The 23,047-nt window shown below is 71.4% G+C and carries 21 protein-coding genes and 1 pseudogene; 8 read left to right on the top strand and 14 right to left on the bottom strand.

The annotated features are described in order from the left end of the window. Window positions 1–6 precede the first annotated feature (6 nt). Complete coding sequence (locus tag ACZ45E_RS12545) at window positions 7–558, bottom strand: CGNR zinc finger domain-containing protein (RefSeq protein ID WP_468219752.1); 552 nt, start codon at window positions 556–558, stop codon at window positions 7–9. 99 nt (window positions 559–657) lie between these two features. On the opposite strand from ACZ45E_RS12545, the gene ACZ45E_RS12550 reads away from it, so the two are divergent. Continuing rightward, the gene (locus ACZ45E_RS12550) at window positions 658–1,296 is read left to right on the top strand and encodes a LysE family translocator (RefSeq protein ID WP_468219753.1); all 639 of its coding nucleotides are present in this window, start codon (window positions 658–660) and stop codon (window positions 1,294–1,296) included. A gap of 233 nt (window positions 1,297–1,529) precedes the next feature. On the opposite strand, the gene ACZ45E_RS12555 is transcribed toward ACZ45E_RS12550, so the two are convergent. Together ACZ45E_RS12555 and ACZ45E_RS12560 are read right to left on the bottom strand one after the other, a co-directional pair. Continuing rightward, entirely contained in the window at window positions 1,530–2,513 is a 984-nt protein-coding gene (locus ACZ45E_RS12555) for a hypothetical protein (protein WP_468219755.1), read from the bottom strand. Between the two features lie 587 nt (window positions 2,514–3,100). Further along, entirely contained in the window at window positions 3,101–3,988 is an 888-nt protein-coding gene (locus ACZ45E_RS12560) for an alpha/beta hydrolase (RefSeq protein WP_468219756.1), read from the bottom strand. 146 nt (window positions 3,989–4,134) lie between these two features. Here ACZ45E_RS12560 and ACZ45E_RS12565 point away from each other — a divergent pair, with 146 nt between their 5' ends. Continuing rightward, complete coding sequence (locus tag ACZ45E_RS12565) at window positions 4,135–4,998, top strand: MmyB family transcriptional regulator (RefSeq protein ID WP_468219758.1); 864 nt, start codon at window positions 4,135–4,137, stop codon at window positions 4,996–4,998. A 53-nt stretch (window positions 4,999–5,051) separates the two neighbouring features. Here the strand turns inward: ACZ45E_RS12565 and ACZ45E_RS12570 are convergent, their stop codons facing one another. The 10 genes from ACZ45E_RS12570 to ACZ45E_RS12615 all read right to left on the bottom strand — a co-directional run bounded on the left by ACZ45E_RS12570 (window position 5,052) and on the right by ACZ45E_RS12615 (window position 15,343). Then, window positions 5,052–6,278: an ATP-grasp domain-containing protein gene (locus ACZ45E_RS12570; RefSeq protein ID WP_468219761.1), complete on the bottom strand. Its 1,227-nt coding sequence runs from the start codon at window positions 6,276–6,278 to the stop codon at window positions 5,052–5,054. Window positions 6,279–6,340: 62 nt separating this feature from the next. After that, window positions 6,341–7,564: an ATP-grasp domain-containing protein gene (locus ACZ45E_RS12575; RefSeq protein ID WP_468219764.1), complete on the bottom strand. Its 1,224-nt coding sequence runs from the start codon at window positions 7,562–7,564 to the stop codon at window positions 6,341–6,343. A 14-nt stretch (window positions 7,565–7,578) separates the two neighbouring features. After that, on the bottom strand, window positions 7,579–8,535 hold the full coding sequence (locus tag ACZ45E_RS12580; protein ID WP_468219766.1) for a cupin-like domain-containing protein: 957 nt from the start codon (window positions 8,533–8,535) through the stop codon (window positions 7,579–7,581). A 32-nt stretch (window positions 8,536–8,567) separates the two neighbouring features. Further along, window positions 8,568–9,260, bottom strand: a complete 693-nt coding sequence (locus ACZ45E_RS12585) for an alpha/beta hydrolase (RefSeq protein ID WP_468219768.1) — start codon at window positions 9,258–9,260, stop codon at window positions 8,568–8,570. Between the two features lie 50 nt (window positions 9,261–9,310). Beyond that, window positions 9,311–9,910 (bottom strand): GNAT family N-acetyltransferase, encoded by a 600-nt coding sequence (locus ACZ45E_RS12590; RefSeq protein WP_468219771.1) that lies wholly within the window; start codon window positions 9,908–9,910, stop codon window positions 9,311–9,313. Next, window positions 9,907–11,580: an AMP-binding protein gene (locus tag ACZ45E_RS12595; RefSeq protein WP_468219773.1), complete on the bottom strand. Its 1,674-nt coding sequence runs from the start codon at window positions 11,578–11,580 to the stop codon at window positions 9,907–9,909. The genes ACZ45E_RS12590 and ACZ45E_RS12595 overlap by 4 nt, the downstream gene beginning before the upstream one ends. Before the next feature lie 102 nt (window positions 11,581–11,682). Beyond that, window positions 11,683–13,416, bottom strand: a complete 1,734-nt coding sequence (locus ACZ45E_RS12600) for a hypothetical protein (protein WP_468219775.1) — start codon at window positions 13,414–13,416, stop codon at window positions 11,683–11,685. A gap of 287 nt (window positions 13,417–13,703) precedes the next feature. Next, window positions 13,704–14,360, bottom strand: a complete 657-nt coding sequence (locus ACZ45E_RS12605) for a DUF5701 family protein (protein ID WP_468219777.1) — start codon at window positions 14,358–14,360, stop codon at window positions 13,704–13,706. Window positions 14,361–14,549: 189 nt separating this feature from the next. Then, window positions 14,550–14,978: a response regulator gene (locus ACZ45E_RS12610; protein ID WP_468219779.1), complete on the bottom strand. Its 429-nt coding sequence runs from the start codon at window positions 14,976–14,978 to the stop codon at window positions 14,550–14,552. Further along, a complete protein-coding gene (locus ACZ45E_RS12615; RefSeq protein WP_468219782.1) occupies window positions 14,975–15,343 on the bottom strand; it encodes a hypothetical protein in 369 nt (122 codons plus the stop codon). Before ACZ45E_RS12615 ends, ACZ45E_RS12610 begins: the two co-directional genes overlap by 4 nt. Before the next feature lie 116 nt (window positions 15,344–15,459). Between ACZ45E_RS12615 and ACZ45E_RS12620 the strand changes: the two genes are divergently transcribed. From ACZ45E_RS12620 to ACZ45E_RS12630, 3 genes are all read left to right on the top strand, one after another. Continuing rightward, entirely contained in the window at window positions 15,460–17,040 is a 1,581-nt protein-coding gene (locus ACZ45E_RS12620; RefSeq protein ID WP_468219784.1) for a sensor histidine kinase, read from the top strand. Beyond that, on the top strand, window positions 17,037–18,254 hold the full coding sequence (locus tag ACZ45E_RS12625; RefSeq protein ID WP_468219785.1) for a PP2C family protein-serine/threonine phosphatase: 1,218 nt from the start codon (window positions 17,037–17,039) through the stop codon (window positions 18,252–18,254). The genes ACZ45E_RS12620 and ACZ45E_RS12625 overlap by 4 nt, the downstream gene beginning before the upstream one ends. A gap of 238 nt (window positions 18,255–18,492) precedes the next feature. After that, window positions 18,493–19,968 carry an FG-GAP repeat protein gene (locus tag ACZ45E_RS12630; protein ID WP_468219788.1) on the top strand — a complete coding sequence of 492 codons (1,476 nt, stop codon included), beginning with the start codon at window positions 18,493–18,495 and terminating at the stop codon, window positions 19,966–19,968. 247 nt (window positions 19,969–20,215) lie between these two features. On the opposite strand, the pseudogene ACZ45E_RS12635 reads toward ACZ45E_RS12630, so the two are convergent. Next, window positions 20,216–20,314, bottom strand: a pseudogene (locus ACZ45E_RS12635) (transposase); the annotation flags it as partial. Window positions 20,315–20,500: 186 nt separating this feature from the next. On the opposite strand from ACZ45E_RS12635, the gene ACZ45E_RS12640 reads away from it, so the two are divergent. The 3 genes from ACZ45E_RS12640 (at window position 20,501) to ACZ45E_RS12650 (ending at window position 22,812) form a co-directional block, all read left to right on the top strand. Beyond that, on the top strand, window positions 20,501–20,842 hold the full coding sequence (locus ACZ45E_RS12640; protein ID WP_468219790.1) for a PadR family transcriptional regulator: 342 nt from the start codon (window positions 20,501–20,503) through the stop codon (window positions 20,840–20,842). Continuing rightward, entirely contained in the window at window positions 20,839–21,795 is a 957-nt protein-coding gene (locus ACZ45E_RS12645; protein WP_468219792.1) for a hypothetical protein, read from the top strand. The genes ACZ45E_RS12640 and ACZ45E_RS12645 overlap by 4 nt, the downstream gene beginning before the upstream one ends. A 96-nt stretch (window positions 21,796–21,891) precedes the next feature. Next, on the top strand, window positions 21,892–22,812 hold the full coding sequence (locus ACZ45E_RS12650; RefSeq protein ID WP_468219795.1) for a phosphatase PAP2 family protein: 921 nt from the start codon (window positions 21,892–21,894) through the stop codon (window positions 22,810–22,812). The last annotated feature ends 235 nt before the right edge of the window (window positions 22,813–23,047 follow it).

Below are 23,047 nucleotides of genomic sequence, written 5' to 3' on the forward strand. Positions count from 1 at the left end.
GGGCGCTCATCCGGCGGCGGCCGCCCTGCGGCTGCGGAACGCCGCCACGCGCGTCCGGTTCTGGCAGGTCACCGAGCAGAAGCGGCGCCGCCCGCCCGGTGACTGGTCGACGTAGACGTCCGCGCAGTGACCTCCGGTGCAGATGCCGATACGCGCGAACCCGTGGTCGGCGAGGTACTGACGCAGGGTGATCGCCGCCGCCGCGAGCAGGGCTTCCTCGGTGTCCTCGACGCTCCACGCGGCGCGCGGCGCGCCATCGGCCCTCGTGTCCAGGACGGGACGGACGCCGCTGTCGCGCAACAGGCGCGTCAGGGCCGGCGCGCACGCCGCGCCGTCCGGAGCGGCGAAGACCACGTGGAGGCGGTCCGCGGCGTCGGCGAGCGCCTCCGGGGTCAGCGCGGTGCTCACACGCGCGGGCAGGCCGAGCCGCTCCGCGATATCGGCGACGGGCCGGAGCGGATCGTCACCCCGGCCGTCATCCTGGCGCGGCAGCGTGCCCCAGCCGTTGACCAGATCCGTCAGTGCCTGGAGCGGGATCTCCGTGAGAGTGACTGCCATACCTCCCAGTGTAACGCGTTGAGGCGCATTCTCGCGTTGCAGCGACCGCACTGACCCGGTAACGTGATGAGTGGAACATACGCGTTACGGGAGGTTGGCATGTTGGACCCCACTCTTCTGCCTGCCTATCTGGCGGCGGTCGCGATCATCACCGTCGCTCCCGGGCCCGACGCCGCGTACATCGTGGCCGTGGCCCTGGAACGCGGTCCGCGGGCCGGTCTGGTCTCCGCCACGGGCATGGCCCTGGGCATGGTCGTGCACGTCACGGCCGCCGCGCTCGGTCTCGCCGTCCTGCTGCGCTCCACCCCCATGGCCCTGATGCTGGTGGAGCTGGTCGGTGGCCTCTATCTGGGCTGGCTGGCGGTGACCACGATCCGCACCGCCAGGAAGGCGCCGGCCGAGGCCCCCGAGACGCCGCCCGAACGCCAGGTCCTGCGCCGTGCCGTCCTCACCAACCTGCTCAACCCCAAGACCGTGCTGTTCTTCGCCGCGTTCCTGCCGCGCTTCACCAACCCGGAGCAGGGGCCGCTCTGGCTCCAGTTGCTGGTCCTCGGGCTGATCTTCCTCGTCATGGGGCTCGTCTGGGACAGCACGATCGGCCTCTTCGCCGGCCGGCTCGGCCAGGGGCTGGTACGGGGGCGCCGTACCGCCGTGACGGTGAACATGGTCGCCGGAGTCACCTTCGCCGCCATCGCGGCGTTCCTGGTGAAGGACGCGGTCGCCGTCGTCATGACGTGACAGGCGTCGCGCCACCGGCTTCCGCGACAGTTGCTCCCCTCGCCGGAAGGGCCGGGCCGGGTGAAGCGGCCGAAGTGCCTCCGGGGACATCGCCCGTATCGAGGACCTGGTCGACGCGGCCCGCACGCGCCGTACGGATGACGCGACCGTGCGGGCCGGGACACGCCGCTGCCCCGCCACGAAGACGGTGTGGTGACACCGTCGTCCGTGGTCGGGGCAGCTTCAGTGGGCGATCAGACGCCCGGGTCCGGCTCCGGGTCGCGATCGGCGGCCGGGGTGCGCGGGCCGGCCACCGTGAGTGCCACGGTCAGCAGGGCGGCCAGCGCGGCGAGCACCGCCGCGAGCGCGGGAAGCGCCGCGGGAATGCCCTCGGGCCGCAGCACCTGAGCGAGCAGGTCGGAGTCGATCCGGTCGTCGACGAGATGTCCGACGGCCAGCGCCCCGGCGACCAGGATGCTCGCCACAGCCGCGGCCAGCGAGCGGGTCAGACAGAGAGCGAAGCCCACCACGGCGCAGAGGGCGCAGACGCCGACCGCCGCGGCGAGACCGAGCGCGGACCCCTGCGACCAGTCCATCGGGAGATGGGCGACCGCGCAGAGCAGCATCAGCACCCCTGCGGCGCGCCGCATCCACACCTGCGGCGTGGCGGCGTTCCGCTCCTTCGACGGACGCGGGGCGTCCGCCGCCGGGTGAGGCGCGAACCCGGGGGACGCGTACTCCGGCTGCCCGGCCGGCGACGACCCCGGTCCGGTCGTCGCGGGCGGCGCGACCTGTGCGGACCTCACCAGGGGAGCGTCGCCGCGCCTGTTCCCGGCCAGGCCCACAATGAGCTGCATCAGGTCCTCGACGGACCTGTTCGTGGCGGCGGCGTGCACCGCTTCGGCGCCGCTGTGCGGGTCGCCCGAGGAGACGGAGAGCAGCTGGACCAGGCGGGTGACCTCCGGGACCGGCCGCTCCTTCGCGGCGTGCTGGATCGCCTCGTCCATGTAGCCCGTGGGGTGCTCGGGCGGGCCGAGCAGCTCCACCAGCCGGCCGACGTCGTCCACGGAACGGGCGACGGAGGCCAGGCGCAGGACGCACGCGGCGGTCGACGCCCCGTCAGGTGTCTGCTCCAGACGGGTCACCAACTCGGCGATGTCGTCCACGGGGCGGGCCACCACGGCGATGCGAATGAGCTCCTCCACCGCCTCGCCGTCGGCGTCGGAAGCCGCCTCCACGGGAGGCGCGGATGGGGGCTCCACCGGAGGGGCCTGAGAGGCGAAGGGGGGCTCCGTCGGAGGGGCGAGGACGGGCTCCGTCGCAGGGGCGGAGGCCGTCCGCTCCTGGGCGACGCCGGAGTCGATGTCGGGGGTGTGGTGCGGCGCCTGGCCCGTTGGGGCATCGACCGTGCCGGCGTCCGCCGCCTGCGGCCATGCCGCAGGCCGGACAGAAGGCGGGGGTGGGACGTCGAGCTGCGCGGTGCCCCAGTGGGCAGGCGCCGAGACCCTGGGCTCGCCGGCCGCGGAAGTCTCGGGCTCGGCAGAGAATGACTCAGCCGTCATCTTCACTTCTCCATTTCAGCGGGTGTCCTCGGCCCGCACATGAGCGTCATCCCGTTGTATGCACGCTTCTCTCGCCCCGCCACTGGAGGAGCCGCCTGGCGGTACGTAATGCGCCGCTTCGGGGAGAGCCCGGGTCTCGCCGGCCCGAGGCCCTGCGGTCAACTCTCGTGGCCCGGGGAGATCTGACAAACGCTCAGCGGATGACGCCCCACCCAGGGAGACGCCACGCGGACAAGGCGCGCGGCCCGCGCCCCGCACCGGTGTCAGGAGAGGTGCTTCGTGAAGAACTCGACGAGCTTGGCGGCGGCGGGCGTGACGTACTCGTCGCGGTCGTACAGGTCGACGTGGGTGGCGCCCTCGACGAGGAACAACTCGGCGTTGCCGGGGCTGTCGGCGACCGCCTTCTCGGAGAAGCCGCGGGTGACGGCCTCGGTGCCGGCGATCATGAGCAGGGGGCGGGGCGCGATCTTCGCGACGTCGGCGAAGGAGTCGAACTGGTCGAGGAGGTCGGCGCTGCGGACGACCACGTCCCCGGTGGAGCGGGGGTGCCGGCCCCGGGGCGTCTTGTAGTAGTCGATGAACTCGGCGGTCGGGGCGGGGGTGTCGGCGTCGGCCTTGTCGGGCAGGGCGGGGAAGGTGGCGGCCGGTTCGCCCGCGGCTTCGGCGCTGCGGAGCTTGCCCGAGGCCGCCACCATCTCCTTCCAGCCGTCGGGGTCGGCGCCGCGGAAGAAGCTCGGGACGTCGGTGCCGCAGACGCCCGCCACCGCCCTCATCCGGTGGTCCGTCTGGGCGGCGTAGGGCACGTAGGCGCCCGATCCGCACACGCCCATCACACCGATGCGGTCGGGGTCGATCTCGGGCCGCGTGGTGAGGTAGGAGACGGCCGCGCGGAAGTCCTCGGCGCGCTGGAACGGGTCCTCCAGGCCGCGGGGCATGCCCTCGGACTCGCCCTGGAAGGCGGCGTCGAAGGTGAGGGCGGCGAAGCCCGCCGCTACCAGACGCGTGGCGTACACCGTCGGCGACTGCTCCTTGACGCCGGTCGTCTGGTGGCCGACGACGATCGCGGCGAGCGGACCGTCGGCGCCCTCGGGGAGGTGAAGGTGGCCTGCGAGCTGAAGGCCGTTGGTCGGGAAGCGGACGTCAGTCCTCATTCTCTGCTCCTTGCGGTCGTGGACGGCCGGCGATCTGCGGGCCCCTGTCCACTGTCCGGCCGACGGCGGGCCGGGAGAAGGTCGGACTGTTTCCTAGGAAGGATCTTTCCCAGGCAGCGGACCCGTCCTGGTGCCAAGCTGGACTGATGGCTGGTTCCGCGCACCTTCGTGAGCTCGGTGAGTTCCTCAAGCATCGCCGTGGCGAGCTGACGCCCGCACAGGTCGGGCTGCCCGAGCCCGGGCACACCCGGCGTCGCGTCCGGGGTCTGCGCCGTGAAGAGGTGGCCCAGCTCGCCGCGATCAGCACCGACTACTACGTGCGCATCGAGCAGGGCCGGCTGGCGCCGTCGCAGCCGGTGCTCGACGCGCTCGTGCGGGAGCTGCGGCTCGACGGCGATCAGAGGACGTACGTCGAGGGGCTGCTCGACCAGGCCGCCCGGGCGGGGCACCGCAACGCGCCGCGTCGGCCGGTCAGGCCCCGGGTGCACCCGCACCTCACGCGGCTGCTGGGGCAGCTCACCGCTACGCCCGCCATCGTCTTCGGGCCGCGCCTCGACATCCTGGCGTGGAACCCGCTGGCGGCGAGGCTGCTGTGTGATTTCGCACGGGTGCCGGAAGCCGAGCGCAACTACGTCCGCATGGTCTTCACCGACCCCGTGATGCGGGAGATCTACTCCGAGTGGGAGGACGTCGCCCGCACGTGCGTGGAGGTGCTGCGGATGGAGGCCGGTACGAGTCCCGCGGATCCGGCGCTGACGGCTCTGGTGGGTGAGCTGTCCGTGGCCGACCGGCAGTTCCGGGTCTGGTGGGCCGAACACCGCGTCGCGCATCAGGACTTCGGCAGCAAGCGCATCACCCACCCCGTCGTCGGCGACCTCACCCTCGACTGGGACACCTTCCACTACGCCGGCGCGCCGGAGCAGCAACTCGTGCTCTGGTCCGCCGAACCCGGCACGCCGGACGCCGAACGGCTGACCGGCCTGGCCCGCGGCACGGTGCCAGGGCCGTGACGCCAGGACCGTGACCACGCCGCGGCCGACCCTGGCCGGTCCGTGCGGTCCCCTCACACCTCCGGGGCGCTCCAGGTGTAGATGAAACGGAGCATGCCGGTCGCCTCGCGGGCACGGTCCAGTGCCTGTTCGGGTGTGTCGCCGACGGCGATGACACACCCGGAGCGGTCGAAGTTGTGTCCGACCGCCGGTTGGGGGCTTCCCGGCTGCCGCAGCAGCGTGACGGTGTCGACGTACGGCAGGTCGCGGACCCGCTCGACCCCCTCCACGTCCAGCAGGGAGTTCGTCGGCGGCCCGGAGGGAGCCGCGTACCAGACCGCGGCGCTGCGCGCGTGGACGATCTCCGCGGGCAGCAGGGCACCGACGTCCTCACCGATGCTCTGGCGGGCGATCAGGTCGTAGAGGTCCACGCCGGTGGAGAGCCGGACGAGGTCCATGATGGCGTCCCCGGCGACCCGGTTGTGCATCTCGATGATCCGGGGCCCGCGCGAGGTGCGCATGACCTCGGTGTGCGAGGGGCAGTCGTGGAAGCCGAAGGCGTCGAGGACCCGGGTGACGTAGGCGACCACGTCGTCGTGCTCCCCGGGGGTGAGCGGGGCGGGCACCACGTGGCCCCGCGAGACGAAGGTCGCGGGGTCGGTGAACTTCCGGGTGACGGCGACGACGCGGTGGGCGCCGCCGACGGAGATCGCCTCGACGCTGTACTCCTCGCCGTCCAGGAACTCCTCGACCAGTACACCGCGTTCGATGTGGTGCGAGCCGACCCGGCGCAGGGCCGTCTCGATGTCCTCGGCCGTGTCGATGTGCGACACGCCCACGCTGCCCTCGGTGTCCACCGGCTTGACGACGCACGGCGGTCCGATCTCCGCGACGGCCTCCAGCACGGCCTGCCGTCCGCGGGCGAAGCCGTACCGGCAGCTCGGGATGGCGTGCTTGTCGAGGACCGCCCGCATCCTCGCCTTGTCGAGCACCCGCTCGTACAGGTCGAGGTCGACGGTGGTGGGGATGTCCAGCCGCTCGCTGACGGCCCGCACGACGGGGTAGGTGTGCTCGTTGTACGCGGCGACGGCGGCGAAGGGCGCGCGGCGGTGCAGGGACTCCGCGATGTCGGCCCACAGGTCGGGGCCGGCGCTGTCGTCGAGGACGACCACATGGGTGTACCGGCCGACCGCGTCCTCCGGCCGGGCCCTCCCCCGTGGCACGAAAAGCACCAGCTCGTGCCCTTGGTCGCGGAGCCGGTCGTGGCACATCCTGTTGGTGCCGGAGACCAGAATTCGCATGGTTCCTCCTTGGCTCGGTACGGGGGCCGCGTGGGCCGTCGCGCGGGTCCTTCGCCGCCGCTCTACCGGGCCGGCGTGACGGTGAGCGGTTCGTGGTCCACGCGGACCAGATCCCGCGCCGCCTCGGCCTTGGCGACGGCGTCCTTCGTGCTGTCGCCGGTGCAGAGGGCGTAACCCTGGCGGTGGACGGAGGACAGGAGGGGGCCCAGTTCCCGGCCGGGCCGCAGAGTGCACTCCACCCGGACGACGCCGGGGGCCCGCTCGGCGTCGGGGAGACCGGTGACGTGCCGGACGCGGACGTTCTCGTAGGAGAAGAAACGGATGGCGGCCGCGCGGGCCCGGGGTACGCGCGGCGGGTCCGGCAGGTCCAGCAGTGCGCACATCGTCTCGGTGATCTGGTCCGCCCCGCCGACCAGCTGGCACATCTCCCAGATCTGGTCGCCGCCGACGCGGGTCTGGGCCTCGATGATGCGCGGGCCGCCCGGGGTGAGGCGTACCTCGCTGTGGACCGGACCGGTCCGCTGGCCGATGAGGTCGAGGAAGTCCAGGATCAGCTCCTCGACGGCCTCCCGCTCCCCCGTGCCGAGGCGGGCGGGGCTCTGGTGGCCCAGCTCCACGAAGCCCGGGAAGCCGGTGGTCAGCTTCTCCGTGACCATGACGACCTCGTGCGCGCCGTGCCGGGTCATCGACTCGACGCTGTACTCGGGCCCGGTCAGGAACTCCTCCGCCAGCACCGGTCCGCGTCCGGCCACCGCCGTGGTCCAGGCCCACCGTTCGGCGAGCTGCGCGAGGGACTCGACGACGTAGACGCCCTCGCTGAGGCCGCCCGCCGGGGGCTTCAGGACGATCGGGGTCCGGAGTTCGGCCAGGAAGGCGGCCGCGTCCGTCTCGGACGTGCACACCCGGTGCCGGACGGGACTCAGGCCGTGCCGGTCGAGCAGCGCGCGGGTTCGTGTCTTGTCGCGGGTGGCGAGGACGGCGGTCAGGTTCTCGCCGGGGACGCCCAGGTCGAGGGCTGCCCGGGACGCGGGTTCCAGGCCGTACTCGGTGAAGGAGAGCACGGCGTCGAAGGGCTGGGCCGCGTGCCAGTCCCGGACGACGGGGAGCAGCTCGTCCGGGTCGCGATAGTCGAGGACGGCGTACCGGGTGGTGCGCGCCGCCTGTTCCTCGCTCGCGTGCTCGGGGGTCTGGACCATCGAGTGGCGCAGTCCCAGCGCCGTCGCCTTGGCCAGTTCGTGGCCCTGGCCGCCGACGCCTCCGATCAGCAGGATGTGCCGCTGCCTCATGGGCTTCTCCTGCCTCACTGGCGCAGGCGGGAGAGGTCGATGTCCATCCGGTCGGCGAGGGCGCGGGCCCTGGTGGTGACGACGTCGAACAGCTCGGAGTGGGTGGCGCGCAGTTCGTCGGGGTTGAGGGCCAGGGCGAGCAGTTCCCCGACCCGCTGGCGGACGTGGGTCCGCAGGTTGGCCTGGTCCAGGCATTTGCGGCCGAGCCCGATGGAGTCGCTGAGGAGTTCGATGCGATGGAACCACAGCGCGGGGAGGTAGAGCACGTCTCCGGGGCGCAGGACGAAGCGCGTCAGCCGGGTCTCCGGTGCGGCGCACAGCTTCTCCAGTTCCGCCTCGCCGTCGGGTCCGGGCAGGAGTTCGGCGCCCGGGCCCATGACGTACCAGAGCTTCTCGCCGACGATCTGCACGTGCATCACGTCGACGGAGTACGAGTCCTGGTGCAGGCGGGTCACGCCGCCGCGTTGGCCGATCCACATCTGGTGGTTGATCGAGGCGGCCTCGCCGTACAGGTCCCGCCGGAAGTCGTACTGGGCGATGTCCAGTTCGGGCAGGTCCGCCGCGAGCCCCGGTGCGGTGGTCCGGTAGTACCACTCCTGGAGGTAGAGCGGGGCGGCGCCGCTGTGGGCGTTCTTGCCCAGGAGGTCCACGAAGTCACCGAAGGTCGTTTCCCGGGCGGCCCTGCTGTTGTAGCTGTCGACCATGACCGGGACGTCGGCGCAGCGGACCGCCAGGTTCTCGAAGGTCCATGCGCGTACGGCGGGCCAGTCGGCGGCGTACCCCTCCAGTACGACCGGACGTCCCGGGAACCGGTGGTCCCGGTCGAACTCCTCCCGGGTCAGGCCGCTGCGGCGCTCCAGTGCGGGGGCCGATGCGAGGGCGTCGGCGAGCGGGCCGGAGTGGAAGGCCGCCTCGACCGTGCCGAGGGCGTCGATGTCCTGTCGTTTCAGTAGGTTCGGCTCGTTCTGCATGGCGATGCCTCTCCTGGGGTGCGGGTCGCGCGTCAGGCGGTGAGCAGGCGCAGCAGGCTCTGCACGGCCTCCTGGCGCAGGGGCTCCTTTCCGGGCAGCCAGTCGTGCACGAAGTGGTCGCAGCCCTCCAGCCAGACGACCTCGACGGACCGGGCACGGCGGGCGTGGTCGCGGTATCCGTCGATGACCTCGGGCGGGCACACCTCGTCCTGGCGGGCGCCGAAGACGAGGAGATCGCCGTCGAAGCGGCGCAGCGCGGCGTATGCGGGCGAGTCGGGGTGGTAGGCAGGGCGCACCAGGCTGCCGTCGAAGGGCAGGTCGGTGGCGTGCGCGGGATAGGTGGCCGGGCAGAACAGCACCAGGCCGCGCGGGCGCAGCTCCGGTACGGTCCAGGCGGCGAGGTGCGCGCCCATGCTCGTGCCGATGATCACAGGCGGCCTGGTGCGGTCGAGCCGGCGGGCCGCGGCGAGGGTCTCCGCGCGGCGCCGGCGCAGGGTGGAGGTGGTGAGTTCGCCCGTGCTGTCACCGTTGCCGGAGAAGTCGAAGGTGAGCGACGTGTGTCCGTGCTCGGCCAGCGCGTCGAGCAGGTAGCGCGTGCGGTGCCGGGTCGTGGTCGGGCCCAGGCCGTGCAGGGCCAGGATCCCCGGGTCGACTCCGTCGGCGCGCGTGATCGTCGTCGCCGCCAGACGCTCTCCGGCGGCTTCGATGACGAAATCGCGGTGCACTCCTGTTCCTCCCGGTGACCGTGGTGGGGTGGTGGCGTGGTGCTGGAGGTTCAGGCGGGGGCGCCGGCCGCCTGGAGCCGGTCCTTGCGTACGGCCGGCCATGCGTCGCGCAGGATGCTGTAGTAGACGACGTCGCGGCGGCGGCCGCCGGGCATGACGTTGAAGCTGCGCAAGACCCCCTCCTCGACGGCTCCGATGCCGGCCAGTCCCGTGCGCGCGGGCTCGTTGAACACGTCTGTCTTGAACTCGACGCGCTCGCAGCCGAGTTCGTCGAAGGCGTGGTCGAGGAGGGCCAGCTTGGTCGCCCGGTTGATGCCGGTACGGCGGGCTCCCGCGGAGAGCCAGGACCAGCCGATCTCCAGTCGGCGGTCGGCCGGAGCGAGGTTGCCGTAGGCCGTGCTGCCGACGATGTGTCCGGTGGCGTTGTCGAGGACGGCGAAGACGATGCGGGTGCCGGTCAGGGTGTCCCGGATCGCGGTCTCCAGGAAGTCGTGGAGGTCGTCCGGTGCCTCGATGCGCTGGACGAAGTAGCGCCAGATCTCCGGCTCGTACACGATCCGCGCGAAGGCTTCGGTGTCGGTGACGCGCACGCGCCGCAGGGTCACCCGGCCGTTGGCCGGTTCGATCGCGGCCAGTTCGTCCCAGCTCACTTCTCTGTTTCCTCCGCTTGTCCGTCGTGCGGCTTGGTGGCCGCGGCCGTCACCAGCACCGGCCCCTCGCCGAGGGTGCCGTCGTTGCAGAGCCGGTGTTTCTCGTAGACGCCTTCCAGGTCCGTGGAGTAGCGCGCGCCGATCCGGGAGCGCATCAGTTTGTACTGGGCGTTGAGCAGACCGTTCTGGAGGGAGAACGGTTCTTCCGCGATGACGGCGGCGTAGACGCGTTGGTCGTGGCGCAGGTCCGCGTTCAGATCGGTCAGGTCGCGGGCGAGCTCCTCCTTGCCGAGGTCGGTGGTGCTGGGTGAGACGACCGCGGTGAGGTAGGGGCGGCCGTCGCCGAAGACCGCGCAGTCGTGCACGCCGGGCAGTTCACGGACGCGTTCCTCGACGGCGGGCACCAGGATGTTGAGCGCTGTGCTCAGGGAGACGATGTCGTCGACCCGGCCGTCGATGTAGAGGAAGCCGTCCTCGTCGATATGGCCGACGTCGTAGGTTCTGACCTCGGCGCTGGGCAGGAACGTCCGCTCGCTCGCGCCGGGCGGGCCCGAGGTGTACCGGGTGTTGAGCGGGTGGCTGCCGCCGACGACGAGGATGCCGTCCTTGTCGAAGCGGACCCATTTGTGGGGCAGGACCCGGCCTGCGCTGCCGATGCGGAAGGCGCCGGGATGGTTCTTGGAGACGATGCACGTCTCGGTGAGACCGTAGCCCTCGTAGAGGGGAACACCGGCGTCGTTGAAGAAGTGCAGCATCTGGCGTCCCGCCGGAGCGGACCCGGTCCACAGATAGCGGACGCGGCCGCCGAGCATCCGCTGGATCGCCGCGCCCCGGCCCACCGGGTCGCCGGGGACCCCGTCGGCCTCCAGCCGCGTCCGGATCTGCTCGTAGAAGCCCGGCACTCCCATGATCACGGTCGGGGAGACCGTGTACGCGCTCTGCGCCGCGCTCCCCCGGTCGGCGAGGGTGACGTCGTGGCCGTGGACCAGCGCCGAGTAGATCCAGAAGCGTTGTTGCAGGAAGTAGAGCGGCAGGAAGACCAGCAGGTTGTCCCCGTCCCGGTGGTCGAACATCTCCTGGACGGCGGCCATGGACTGCTCGACGCTGGCGACCGTGACCTCGATGCTCTTGGGCGGCCCGGTGCTCCCGGACGTCTGCTTGATCGCACAGATGTCGGCCGGGTCGTAGCCGGGGTGGGGCGGCAGTCCGGACGGGCCCGCGGTGTCGAACGCCCAGGCGCGGACCTGTTCGAGGCCCTGCACCGGGCCGGACCCGGGGGCGGCCTCGCGCGCGGAGCCCGGGTCGCTGGTGAACAGCAGGCGCAGCCCGAGTTCCGCGGCCATGGCGGCCGGTCGGTGGCGGTCCGGCTCGATCGCGGCGGTCACGGCGCCGAGCTTCAGCGCGGCGAGGTCGAGCAGGACCCATTCCAGGCGGTTGGGCGCCATGATGCCGAGCCGGTCCCGGGCGCCGACGCCGAGCGCGACGAGCCGGGCGGCCACGCGCACCGCGCCCGCGTCGAGTTCGGCCAGGGTCAGCGACCGGATGTCACCGTCGTCGCGATAGTGGATGCGGTGCCGGGTGTCCCGGCACACGGTCCGGGCGACGGTCTCGATGACGTGGGTGACCGGTACGGGAGGGCCGTGGTGCGGGCGCGCGGGCTGCTCGGTCATACGGGGTGTCTCCTCCTCGGTCGGGATCGGAGGGTGGGCGCGGCCGCGCTCGCCGTGGGTTCCGCGTCGGCGCCGGCCGCCGTGCCGCCGCCGCTGTGCCGGTCAGCCGGGAGCGGGCAGACCCTCGGTGGCCAGGGCGTGGGCGCCCAGCCGTTCCCAGCCGCGCGACGCGTACCAGACGCGGTCGAAGCCGCCGACAGGCCGTACGGGGAGGGTGGCGTTCTGGACCCCGTCCGCGAGCGTGCGCCAGAGCTCGTCCACGAGGGAGCAGTGGCGTACGGCCTCGTGGAGCTCCCGCAGGGTGTAGGCCGGGCCTTCCATCCGCACCAGCCGGACGTCGTAGCAGCCGCGGAAGCCGTGGCCGAAGACGGTGAAGGGCGGATGCCACACCTGGGCCCCGGGGGCGCGGAGGGAGAACCGCACCCGTGAGGCGGTGTGGCCGCCGTGCCGGTGGTCGGCGTGCTCGGCGATGTCGGGCACCTGCGGCGGGAAGAAGTAGTGCCGCTTCTCGGGGATGGCCTGGCGCTCGAACTCGCCGGGGGCGAAGTGCCAGCGGTTGTACATCATGCGCTGGGCGGCGCGCCACAGGATGGGGCCCATGTCGTCGCCCGCCTCGGCCATGCGGGTGGTGTGGGGCAGGCAGCAGCAGAAGAAGTCGCCCTTCTTGAGCGTGAGTACGCCCTCGGGTCCGCCCGGCCGGGCGCCGCGCAGCCGGGTGAGATCGCGGACCGAACTGCTCATGCCGTAGTCGGAGTCGGTGGCGTGGACGGCGGAGAGCACGATGGCGGCGAGGAGTTCGCCGACGGCGCCGTGCTCGGGCCGGTGCCCGTTGCCCGCCGCTCCCCGGGCGTCGAGATGGGCGGCCTCGGCGGCCAGGGCGCGCAGGTCCGCCCGTACCCGCCCGGTGGGCCCGACGTTCAGGTGCGCGCGGCCGTGCCGGGCGATCAGCTCGGGCAGGGTGTGCGGGTCGCGGGGGTGCGGCAGGTCGGCGAGGTACTCGTTCTTGACGAAGGTGAGGCCGTTGATGCGGCGGTAGCGCATGAAGGGTGAATGCCGGTCGACCTGCTTCTGGAGGACGCGGACCTCCGCCGCCAGTTCGGCCAGCGGCATCCCGTGGGGGCTGTGCGGTGGGCGGCCGATCGCGGCGCGGTAGTTGGCATGCCTCTCCAGCAGGAACCGGCGCAGCCCGGTGACCGACAATTGCTTGCCGTTGAATTCCTCGAACCGCACGGATCTGCCACTGCTGAACAAGCAGTGCGCGAGGACCACGAATAATCGGTCGGCCACCGGCCAGGTCATCGGGGGGCGTTGCCGCAGATCCGACAGCCGGCCGTCGCGTGTCAAGGTGTTGCTGCCGGCGTCGGACTTCGAGAAGACCTCGCGTCCCACGAACACGTAGACCGTCTCGACCCGTTCCACCCAGTCGGCGAGCTGGACCAGCCGGCGGTCGAGCTCCCCGCTCTCCTCCCAGCCGCTGAGAATGGCGTCGACCTCGTGGAATTCGGCGGCTTCGTGTGCCTGCGCGGACCGTGTCTCCTCATCGATCATGTCGAGGACCTCGGGCGGCACGCGCATCCAGGCCAGCGTCTCCCCCGGGGCTTGTGGCAGCTCACCGGGTCTCCAGAAGGAGACGCCGGAGAGCGCGGAGCGGGTGATCGGTATGAGGCCCGGCTCGACGGCCGGGCCGGTGGCGACCTCGACGTCGGCCCGGCCGAGCACATGCTGGACCAGCAGCGATTCCCAGACCGTCAGTCTCCGGCAGGCGAGCCGGAAGGAGATACGGCCATGGCTCGTGAGCTCACTGAGCAGCCAGCTCGACGCTTCTTGCATACGCAAGACGGCGTCCTCCTATCCTGACGCAAGCATGAAGATCCGGTCCGGGAACCGCTCTGTTCATAGCTGTTCATGGATGACGCCGCTCGGCCTCCCCTGGGGAGCGCCCTTGAGCGCAACATAGTGAGGGACATTCATGAACAGAGGGACAGAACCCGCCAATCGCGCTCGGCCCCGGAATGTGGGATGCCCTCGGTGCGGCTGATCGCGCTGCTGCCGACCTCGCCGGACTGATCTTCTCCGGGTTCGGACGATCCTGCCGACGGGTGGGTGGGCCGGTGGGGAGCCTGCTACCCCGCACGGCCCGTGGCGGAGGCGATGCCCAGCCAGGTGTGGCGGTTGCCCCACCAGCACCAGCCGACCTTCGGGGCGTCGCGTCGCTCGCGGCCGTCCCGTCCTGTGCCGTTGCTGATCCAGAGGGCCGGGGTACGGGCGTCCGGGGTGCCGTTGTCCTTGCGCAGCCGGGAACCGATGGTCATGAAGCAGTGGTTGCGCTCCAGGGCCGCCGGCTGCTGAAGCACCCAGTGGATGCCTTCGGTGAGCAGCAGCGGGGTGCGGCCCTCCTCGGTGAGGGCGGGCAGCGCCTCGTCGGGGCTCCAGTTGGCCATGCGGTCGCCTCGGTCGAGGCCGGTGACGAGGTAGAGCGGAGCGTGAGGTGTCCCGGCGATGTCGGGGGCGAACCGGTCCACGTCAGGCATGTCCGTGACGACGAACCCGGGCTTCCCGTCGCGGCGGAGCAGGGGCGCGAGGGCGGAGGCGGGGGCCCGGTCCGGGTGGACGGCGAGCAAGGTGTCGCCGTCCGCGCGGCCGGAATTCCCGGCGAGGGTGCGCAGGTCTTCGGCGGGTATCCGCGCGAGCTCGTGCACTCCGAGCTCGATCAACCGCTCCGCCTGGGCGGCGAGCGGGGGGAGGGGAGGCACGGTGGCGGCGGGCGAGAGATCGGGCAAGGCGCTCCTCGGGTCACGGTTCGGGGCAGCGGGCGTGAGTGCAACGAGGCGGCGCACCGGAGAATTCCCGGTGCGGAGCACCCGCTACGAACGAGCCCGCCGAGACCGCGTACTGCCGCCGCACCGGAGACGCACTGATCCGGTGGCCCGTAGCGGCGGGCCACCGGATCAGTCCCGTGCGGAGCGGCGTCAGTCCCTGCGGAGTTTGGCGGCCGTGTCGAAGTAGAAGGCGTCGATGCTGCGCACTGCCTCCTCGAAGTCCTCCAGGTTGACCGGCTTGGTGACGTAGGCGTTCGCGTGGCGGCGGTAGGCGTCGGTGACATCGTCGGGGGCCGAGGACGTCGTGAGGACCACGACGGGGATCGCCTGCAGCTCCTGGTCGTCCTTGAGGATGGCCAGGAGCTCACGGCCGTTCATCCGCGGCATGTTCAGGTCCAGGACGATGAGGTCCGGGTGCGCGTGTGCGGGGTCGCGGAGGTAGTCGAGCGCCGCGATGCCGTCCTCGACCTGGGTGAGGTTACGAGCACCGCGTTCGGCCAGGGCGTCCTGGATGAGCATGGCGTCCGCCAAGTCGTCCTCGACGAGCAGGACGTCGTACGGGCGGGCGGTGGTGATCATGACTCTGTGCTCCGGGGGAGGAAGGAGGGGTATGAGTGGGTGCTGCCATTCATCAGCCCCGGCCAGCGGCGCCGTGCGCCTTGGCGGCTCAGGTGCGATGCCTCGCCGATCTGTGGATATCCGGCGCCGGCCGCGGCTGCCTCACGGGCGGCGACGCTCTCCAACTCCTTGACCGCGTTCTGGAGATGGACCAGGACGCGCAGTCTGCGCAGCGCCGGTCTGCTCTCGTCGTCGCGGTGCCAGTGCGGTTCCGGAGGGTAGGCGACATGCGATTCCAGGCCGCCCACGAGCTCGTCGACCGCCTGCACGGCGAGCAACGCGAGGCGTTCCTCACAGGGCGAAGGAGTGACGTCGGCTTCAGGCATGAAGCCACCGTATAGGGGCATGTCCTGCTGGACAACAACTGTTGTCCGGTGGCGTAAAGTGTCGTCGCCGCGACGGCTTCGGAGCGGCCCAGGGCACGCGAAGGAGCTCAGGAAGCATGAGTGTTGCTGCTGTCGCGGACGAGACGTCCGCGATCTCGCGCTGGACCACCCGGCGCTGGCTCCGTGTGGGGATCGGCGTCATGGCGGTGGCCCTCGTCCTGCTTGGCTCGCTGGGCGTGTGGGCGCTGGCCCGGACGTCACAGATCACCGAGCAGGTGGTGCAGTACCGCTCCCCCGCCCTGATCAACGCGGTCCGGCTGGAAGCGGCCCTCGTCAACCAGGAGACGGGAATCCGCGGGTACGGCCTCGCCGGCCGCCACGACTTCCTGGAGCCGTACACGCAGGGCGTCAAGGACGAGCGGACCGCGACGCGTTCCCTGCTGGACGCGGTGCGGAACGACAAGGTCGCCCGTGCCGACCTCGCCACGGTGCAGGAGAAGATCGCCGCCTGGCAACGCGACGTGGCACGCCCTGTGGCAACGGCGCCCTCGGGCGACGCCGTCACGATCGCCGAACGGCGCACGGACGAGGGCAAGCGGCTCTTCGACGACGTGCGAGCGGCGCTCACCGTGCAGCAGGACCATCTGCGCGCGGCGCGCGTACAGGCCGGAGAGGACCTGCGATGGGCACAGCAGGTGCGCAACGGGGTCTTCACCGCCATCGCGCTGCTGCTGGCCCTCACGCTCGCCATCGCCTTCGAGGCCCTGCGCCGCGGGGTGACCGCTCCCCTGGACCGGATCGGCGCGGCGGTACGCGAGGTCGGCCGGGGCCGGTTCACCCGCGCCGTGCCGGCGACCGGCCCCGCCGATCTCCAGCAGCTGGCGACCGACATCGAGACCATGCGCCGCCGGCTCGTCCACGAACTGGAACAGAGCGAGCAGGCGCGGGCCCAGCTCGACCAGCAGACGGAGGAGCTCCGCCGGTCCAACGCCGAACTGGAGCAGTTCGCCTACGTCGCCTCCCACGACCTGCAAGAGCCCTTGCGGAAGATCTCCAGCTTCACGCAGCTGTTGCAGCGGCGCTACGGCGACAAACTGGACGAGCGGGCGGACCAGTACATCGCCTTCGCCGTGGACGGCGCCAACCGCATGCAGATCCTCATCAACGACCTGCTCGCCTTCTCCCGCGTCGGCCGCGTGCACAACGAGAAGTCGAAGGTCGACCTGGAAGGAAGCCTCGCGCAGGCGTTGGACTCCCTGAGCGTCGTCGTCGAGGAGACCGGCGCGAGCGTCGAGCACGATCCGCTGCCGGTGGTCGTCGGCGACACGACGCAGCTCGGACTGTTGTGGCAGAACCTCCTCTCCAACGCGCTGAAGTTCCGCTCCCCCGACCGCCCGCCGCACATCAGGATCGAGGTGCGCCAGGAGGGCGGCGACTGGCGCTTCACCGTGCGCGACAACGGCATCGGTATCGCCCCCGAGTTCCGCGAGAAGGTGTTCGTCATCTTCCAGCGGCTGCACACCCGTGATGCCTACCCGGGCACCGGCATCGGGCTGGCCATGTGCAAGAAGACGGTCGAGTTCCACGGCGGGACGATCGGTATCGACCCCGTCGAGGGCGACGGCACAGCCCTGTGGTTCACCCTTCCCCTTCAGCCTCCCGCGTCAGCGGACGATTCCGGAGCGCCGCAACCGTGACGACAGCGATCACCGGGGCCACATCGCCGTATCGGATCCTTCTCGTCGAGGACGACGACGGTGACGCGCTCCTCGTCGAGGAACTCCTCATCGACACGGTCCTCGACCACACGCTCGTGCACTGTCGCACGCTGGCCGAGGCGCGGCGGAGGCTGGCCGAACAGCCCGTCGACTGCGTGCTGCTCGACCTCCACCTGCCGGACGCCTCCGGGCTCGCCGCCGTCGAGGCGGTCCTCGGTACCGCGTCCGACGCGGCGGTCATCGTCCTGACCGGCCTCGCCGAGTCACAGGCCGGGGTCGAAGCGCTCGCCGCCGGCGCTCAGGACTACCTCGTGAAAGGCAAGGTGGACCCCGAACTGCTGCAGCGTGCCGTGCGCTACGCCGTGCACCGCAAGCAGGCGGAGCGGGCCAACGCCAACCTCCAGGCGGGCCGGCTGCGGGCCGAGGAGAACGCCCGTCTGGAGCGCGGCCTGCTGCCGCAGCCGATGCTCGACTCCGAGCAGGTCAGGGCCGTCAGCCGGTACTTCCCCGGCCGGCAGCAGGCGCTGCTGGGCGGCGACTTCCTCGACGTGGTGCAGACGCCCGACGGACGCGTCCACGCCATCATCGGCGACGTCAGCGGTCATGGTCCCGACGCCGCCGCGCTGGGCGTCTGCCTGCGCATCGCCTGGCGCTCGCTGACCCTGGGCGGGCACCGGGGCACGGCCCTGCTGCACCTTCTGGAGCGCATGCACGTCGCCGAGCGCAGTACGTCGGACCTGTTCACCACGTGCAGCCTGATCACCCTCGACCATGTCGCCGCGACGGCCACCGTCCATCTGGCGGGCCACCATGCCCCGTTACTGACCGTCGGCGGACGGACCGTGGAGCTCGACGCGGTGCACGGCATCGCCCTCGGGCTCTCTCCGGGTGTGTGCTCGTGGTCGCCCACGGTCGTCCCGCTGCCCGCGCGCGGCAGCCTCACCCTGTACACGGACGGGCTGGTGGAGGGACACGACGGTGAGACGTCCCAACGGCTCGGCGTCGAGGGCCTGCTCGGCATCGTCGACTCGGGGGCGGACACCGACACGGCGGCGCACCTCGACCGGATCATCGCCGAGGTACGTCGGCGCAACGCGGACCGTCACACCGACGACCTGGCGGTCCTGCGCCTCGACTGGATCGGCTTCCCCGCCCTTCCCCGCCAGCACTCGCCCGTCGTCGGCGCCAGATGAGCCGGACACCCGAGGAACCGGCCGCCCCGGCCCCAGCGTCGGGCCGAGGCGTCGATCCCTCGTACGTCCTCAACTTTGATCGTGTCCAGTACAACCCTCCGGCCCCATGGCGGGTCTCCTGATCGCGTACGCCCAAGAACCCCGAGGTAGATCCCCGGTGGATGCGGGCGAAAGCATTCCCAATCGACTGCGGGCGTCGGCAGGGCCGGCGTTCTCGCATGCCGCAGGAGAACTCTGCATGCACTCCAGACACATACGCCTCGTCCTCGCGACGGCGGTCGCGTTCGCCGCGACCGGCGGCCTCCTCGGCGTCACGGCCGGCCCGTCCGCCGCCGCCGACTCCGTCCACCACCACGAGGCGGACTTCAACCACGACGGGTTCGGCGATGTCGCCTTCTCCGCCGGTTACGCCTCGGTCGCCGGTCACGCGAACGCGGGGCAGATCGTCGTCCTGTACGGCTCGAAAGGCGGCCTGAACAAGGCGAACCGGACGACGTTCAGCCAGAACTCCCCCGGTGTGCCCGGTGGCGCGGAGGCGGGCGACGCCTTCGGCTGGGGCAGCGCCTACGGCGACTTCAACCACGACGGGTTCGACGACCTGGCCGTCGGCGCGGAGTACGAGGACGTGGACGGCGACAAGGACGGCGGTCTCGTCCAGATCCTGTGGGGCTCCGCCTCCGGCCTCTCCGGCGGCACCACGGTCACCGACCCCGCCCCCGGCGCGCACGACCTGTGGGGCAGGTCGCTGGCGGCGGGTGACTTCGACGGCGACGGCAAGGACGACCTCGCCGTGGGCTCCACCGGCGCCTCGGTGTACGTCTTCAAGGGCGGTACCAGCAAGTCGGGCACCCTGGGCGGCCGTTACGCCTTCAAGCCTCCGATCCAGAACGCGAGCAGCGACCCGCACTACAACGGACCCCTCACGCTCGTCGCGGGCGACGTCAACGGCGACGGCAGGTCCGACCTGGTGGTCGACGGCTACGACACCGAGACCGCCGAAGCCTGGAACAAGAACTTCTACCTCCCCGGCACGCCCTCCGGCCTCGACGGCGCGAACGCCGTCGGTCTCACGCCCGGCGTCATCACGGACATCGGCGACGTGAACAACGACGGCTTCGGCGACATCGTGAGCGGCATCTCCTGGGACAAGGCCGACGGGGTGCCCGGCGCGACCGACGGGGGCAAGGTCTCCCTCACCTACGGCTCGGCGAGCGGCCCGGCCGGCTCGACCACGATCTCCCAGAACTCGGGCTCCGTACCCGGCGCCTCGGAGAAGGGTGATGGATTCGGCGGCGAACTGTCGCTCGGCGACATCAACGGCGACACGTACCAGGACCTGGTCGTGGGCACCGACTCCGAGGACATCGACGGGGTCGCCGACGCGGGTGCGGTGACCGTCCTCTACGGCACGGCGCAGGGCATCGACACCACGTCGGGCATCCAGTACTTCTCGCAGAACAGCGCCGGTGTCCCCGGCGCGGACGAGGACAGCGACCACTTCGGCAGCGAGGTCAAGCTCACCGACGTCACCGGTGACGGCCGGGCCGACCTGACGATCGGCTCCATGGGCGAGAACGCCTTCGACGGCCAGCTCACCTACCTGCCCTCCTCGGGTACGAAGCTGACGACGACCGGCAGCCACTACTTCATGGCCTCCGACGTCGGCGTCTCCACGACGGGCCAGCCCTCGCTCGGCGGCAACGCCGCCAACTGAGCCGTGTGGACGCGGAGTTGTCCGGCGCCTCGCCTGCCGGCTCCGCCACCTGCTCCCGCCGGTGAACCGCTACCGCTCCTGCCGGGGCCGGACCCGGGGGGCCTGCCGCAGTGACCGCCAGGTCATCGCGGCGGGCCCGCCCGGACACGCGGGACGAGACCGACGGCCCGGTCGAGGCCGTCGGTGCGGCCCTGTTCTCGTACAACTACCGCCAGGTGGCGTGTAGCGCTGAGTAACTACCGCCGCATCAGGCAACGTTCGCCCTGTTCACGACCTCGCGGAGACGTTCGTCGGCGGCGTGCTTGTTTCCCCAGGTGCTGTAGCGACGGATCATGCTGCCCTGCTCAAGTTGTCGAGCACGAAGCTTGCCCTTGGCCAGGTCATAGGCAGCGAACAGGTGCCGGCCCCGTACGGGCGGGTGTAGAGCGCCCGCCGGCCGGGACAGGGTGACGCTCGCCGCGGGCGTGGAGGTGCCGCCGTTGATCACCCAGGGCTGGCAGATATATTTCGTAGCTCGATATATGCTCGATGCATGCCCAAACAGAATCCTCCCTTGACGGAACCGCAGTACTTCATCCTTGCCGCACTCATGGATGGTCCGTTGCACGGTTACGGCATCATCAAGGCTGCCGAGCAGACCACCGACGGGCGGCTCCGGATCGCTGTCGGCACTCTCTACGGCGCGCTGGAGCGGATGGAGCGGGCCGGGCTGGTGGCCGCCGGCCATGAGGAGATCGTGGACGGGCGGGCGCGGCGCTACTACCGGCTCACCGAGGACGGCACCGAGGCGCTCGGCCGGGAGGCGCTGCGGATGCAGCAGGCGGCGGCCGTCGTCCTCGGACGCTCGCGGGATGCCGGAGCGGCCCCGGCATGAACCGTCTGCTGCTTGCGGCCTATCCCGAGCCCTACCGTTCCCGGCAGGGAGAGGAGGTGCTGGCCTGCCTGTCCGAGGCGTATCCCGGCCGCTCCTGGCCCCCTCCGCGGGAAGTTGCCGCCCTGGTGCGCGCCGGGGTGCAGGCCCGCGCCTGTGCCGTCGTCGACGACACGGCCCGTCCGTGGTGGCTGGACGGCATCCATCTGGCCGCCCTGGCCCTCGCCGCGCTGGCACTGGTTCCGTACTTGCAGGATGTGTGGCACTGGGCACTGCGTATCGACCCCGGACAGCACGCCATCGCCTTCCGCTTCTCCGGCTGGTACCCGTGGGCCGAAGGTCCCACGCGGATACGGCTGCTGCCTTACGGGCTGCTCCCGCTTGGCTGCCTGATCGCCCTGCTGCGTGGCAGAGCGTGGATCGCGCTGCCGGCCGCGGCAGCCATGATCTGGGCCGGCGCCACGTCCCACGGCCGCATCCTCTTCGGCGACGAGGGCAAGGCGGGCCTGGGCTACTACGGTCTTGGCGCCCCGATAACGGCCCGTGACCTGGTGCTCTCGGGGACGCTGGGCGTCGCATGTGCCGTGCTGGCGCTCTGCCGTCCCAGCCGTCTGCGACGCCGCTCGTACCGCTGGCTGGTCCCTGTCCTGCTCGCCATGTTCGTGGCCGGGGGCCTGCACATCATCTCCGTCAGTCCGACCTTCCAGCGCGGTCTGTTCGCCCTCGAAGTCGCCGCGCTGATCGCCGCGTGGGCGGCGACGGCCGCCACCGGCGACCGCCGGTGGCTGATCGCCGTCGCGGCGGTCGCGATCGTCCGCACGCAGGCGATCGTCGTCCGTCCGGACGCGTTCATGCAGTCCTTTCCGGACCTGGTCGTCCTCATCCTGCTGATCGCACCCCTCCCCGCCCTGGCGATCGCCGCCCAGCGCCGACAGGGGCAGGCACTCGCCGAATAGGAGCGGACCCCCGGTGGGCCGACCGAGCCCGGAGGCCCACGTCGTGCCGCAACACGTGCGTGACCGAACTCCCCCCCCAACGGAAGAAACAGAGCGATGACTCAGCACGATTCTCCGTCCCTGCCCGCGTACCGTCCGGGGGCCTCAGGGCAGGCCCCCGAGGCCCCCGACGACACCAGCCCGTCGTGTACGACGCGGCCGTGGATGCCGGCCCTGCTGTACACCCTGGGGTTCCTGACGGTCTACCTGCTCGCCATCTGCACCCCGTGGGGGCAACGAGCTGAGAACCCGTGGTTCTACCTCGGCATACAGGGTGGCGAAGCAGCATGGATCTACCCCCTGTCAGGATCGGTCTACGGCTCGACGCCCCTGCCGCCGCTGGAACTGAGCGCCACGCCCACCGTGATGGCGGGCCTGGCCGTCATCGTGCTCCTCACCCTGGTGCGACGGTGCTGGCGGCAGGGGTTCGCGGCGCTGGGGGTCGCCATTCTCGCGATCGGAGCCAAGGAGGTGTTCAAATCGACCGTGCCCCGCCCCGATCTGGTGGGCGCGCCCGAGAACCTCCTTGATCAGGGTTTTCCCAGCGGGCACACGGTCATCCCCGCCGCGCTGACCCTCGCCGCCGCCCTCGTGGTTTCCCCCCGCACCCGCCCCTACGTCACCACGGCCGGTGTGCTGTGGCTCGCCTGCATCGCCGCCGCCACCGCGACCATGGGCGGCCACCGGCCCAGCGAAGTGCTGGGAGCCACCTTGCTCGCCTGTGCCTGTCACGGCCTCGCAACCTGGCTGCTGCCGCCGGCCGCCGCGCCAGGCGCCACGCGGAGCCCTCGTGCGCTGCATGTCATCGCCCTGGCGCTGGCACTGATCGTCGCCCTCGTTTCCGGCGCACGGCCCGACACCCTCACAAGGTCACTGGTCTCCGCGGCGACGGCCTTCATATGTGCGGCCCTGGTCTGGTACGCCGCAGTCGGGCGGCCCGCACACACCGCACGCCGCACACGTCCCGCACTGGGCTGACCACCCGGCCGGCTCCGGGCGGGAACCGGTTGCATCCTGGCAGAGCGGCGGTCCGACGCCACCGCCCAGTCGTAGAAGCCGTCGACGCCTGAGCGGGGATGCGCTCCCGCCCGGCGTGTCCTCCCGTACTCCGGTCAACAGGCCGGTGTCGCCCGGCGCGGCAACCGGACGGCCAGAATGATCACGTGGCTGAACCTGGGCTCGGCCAGGACCGGAGCCCAGGTCTCACGCCTTG

This window comes from Streptomyces sp. NPDC030991 (assembly GCF_055571235.1).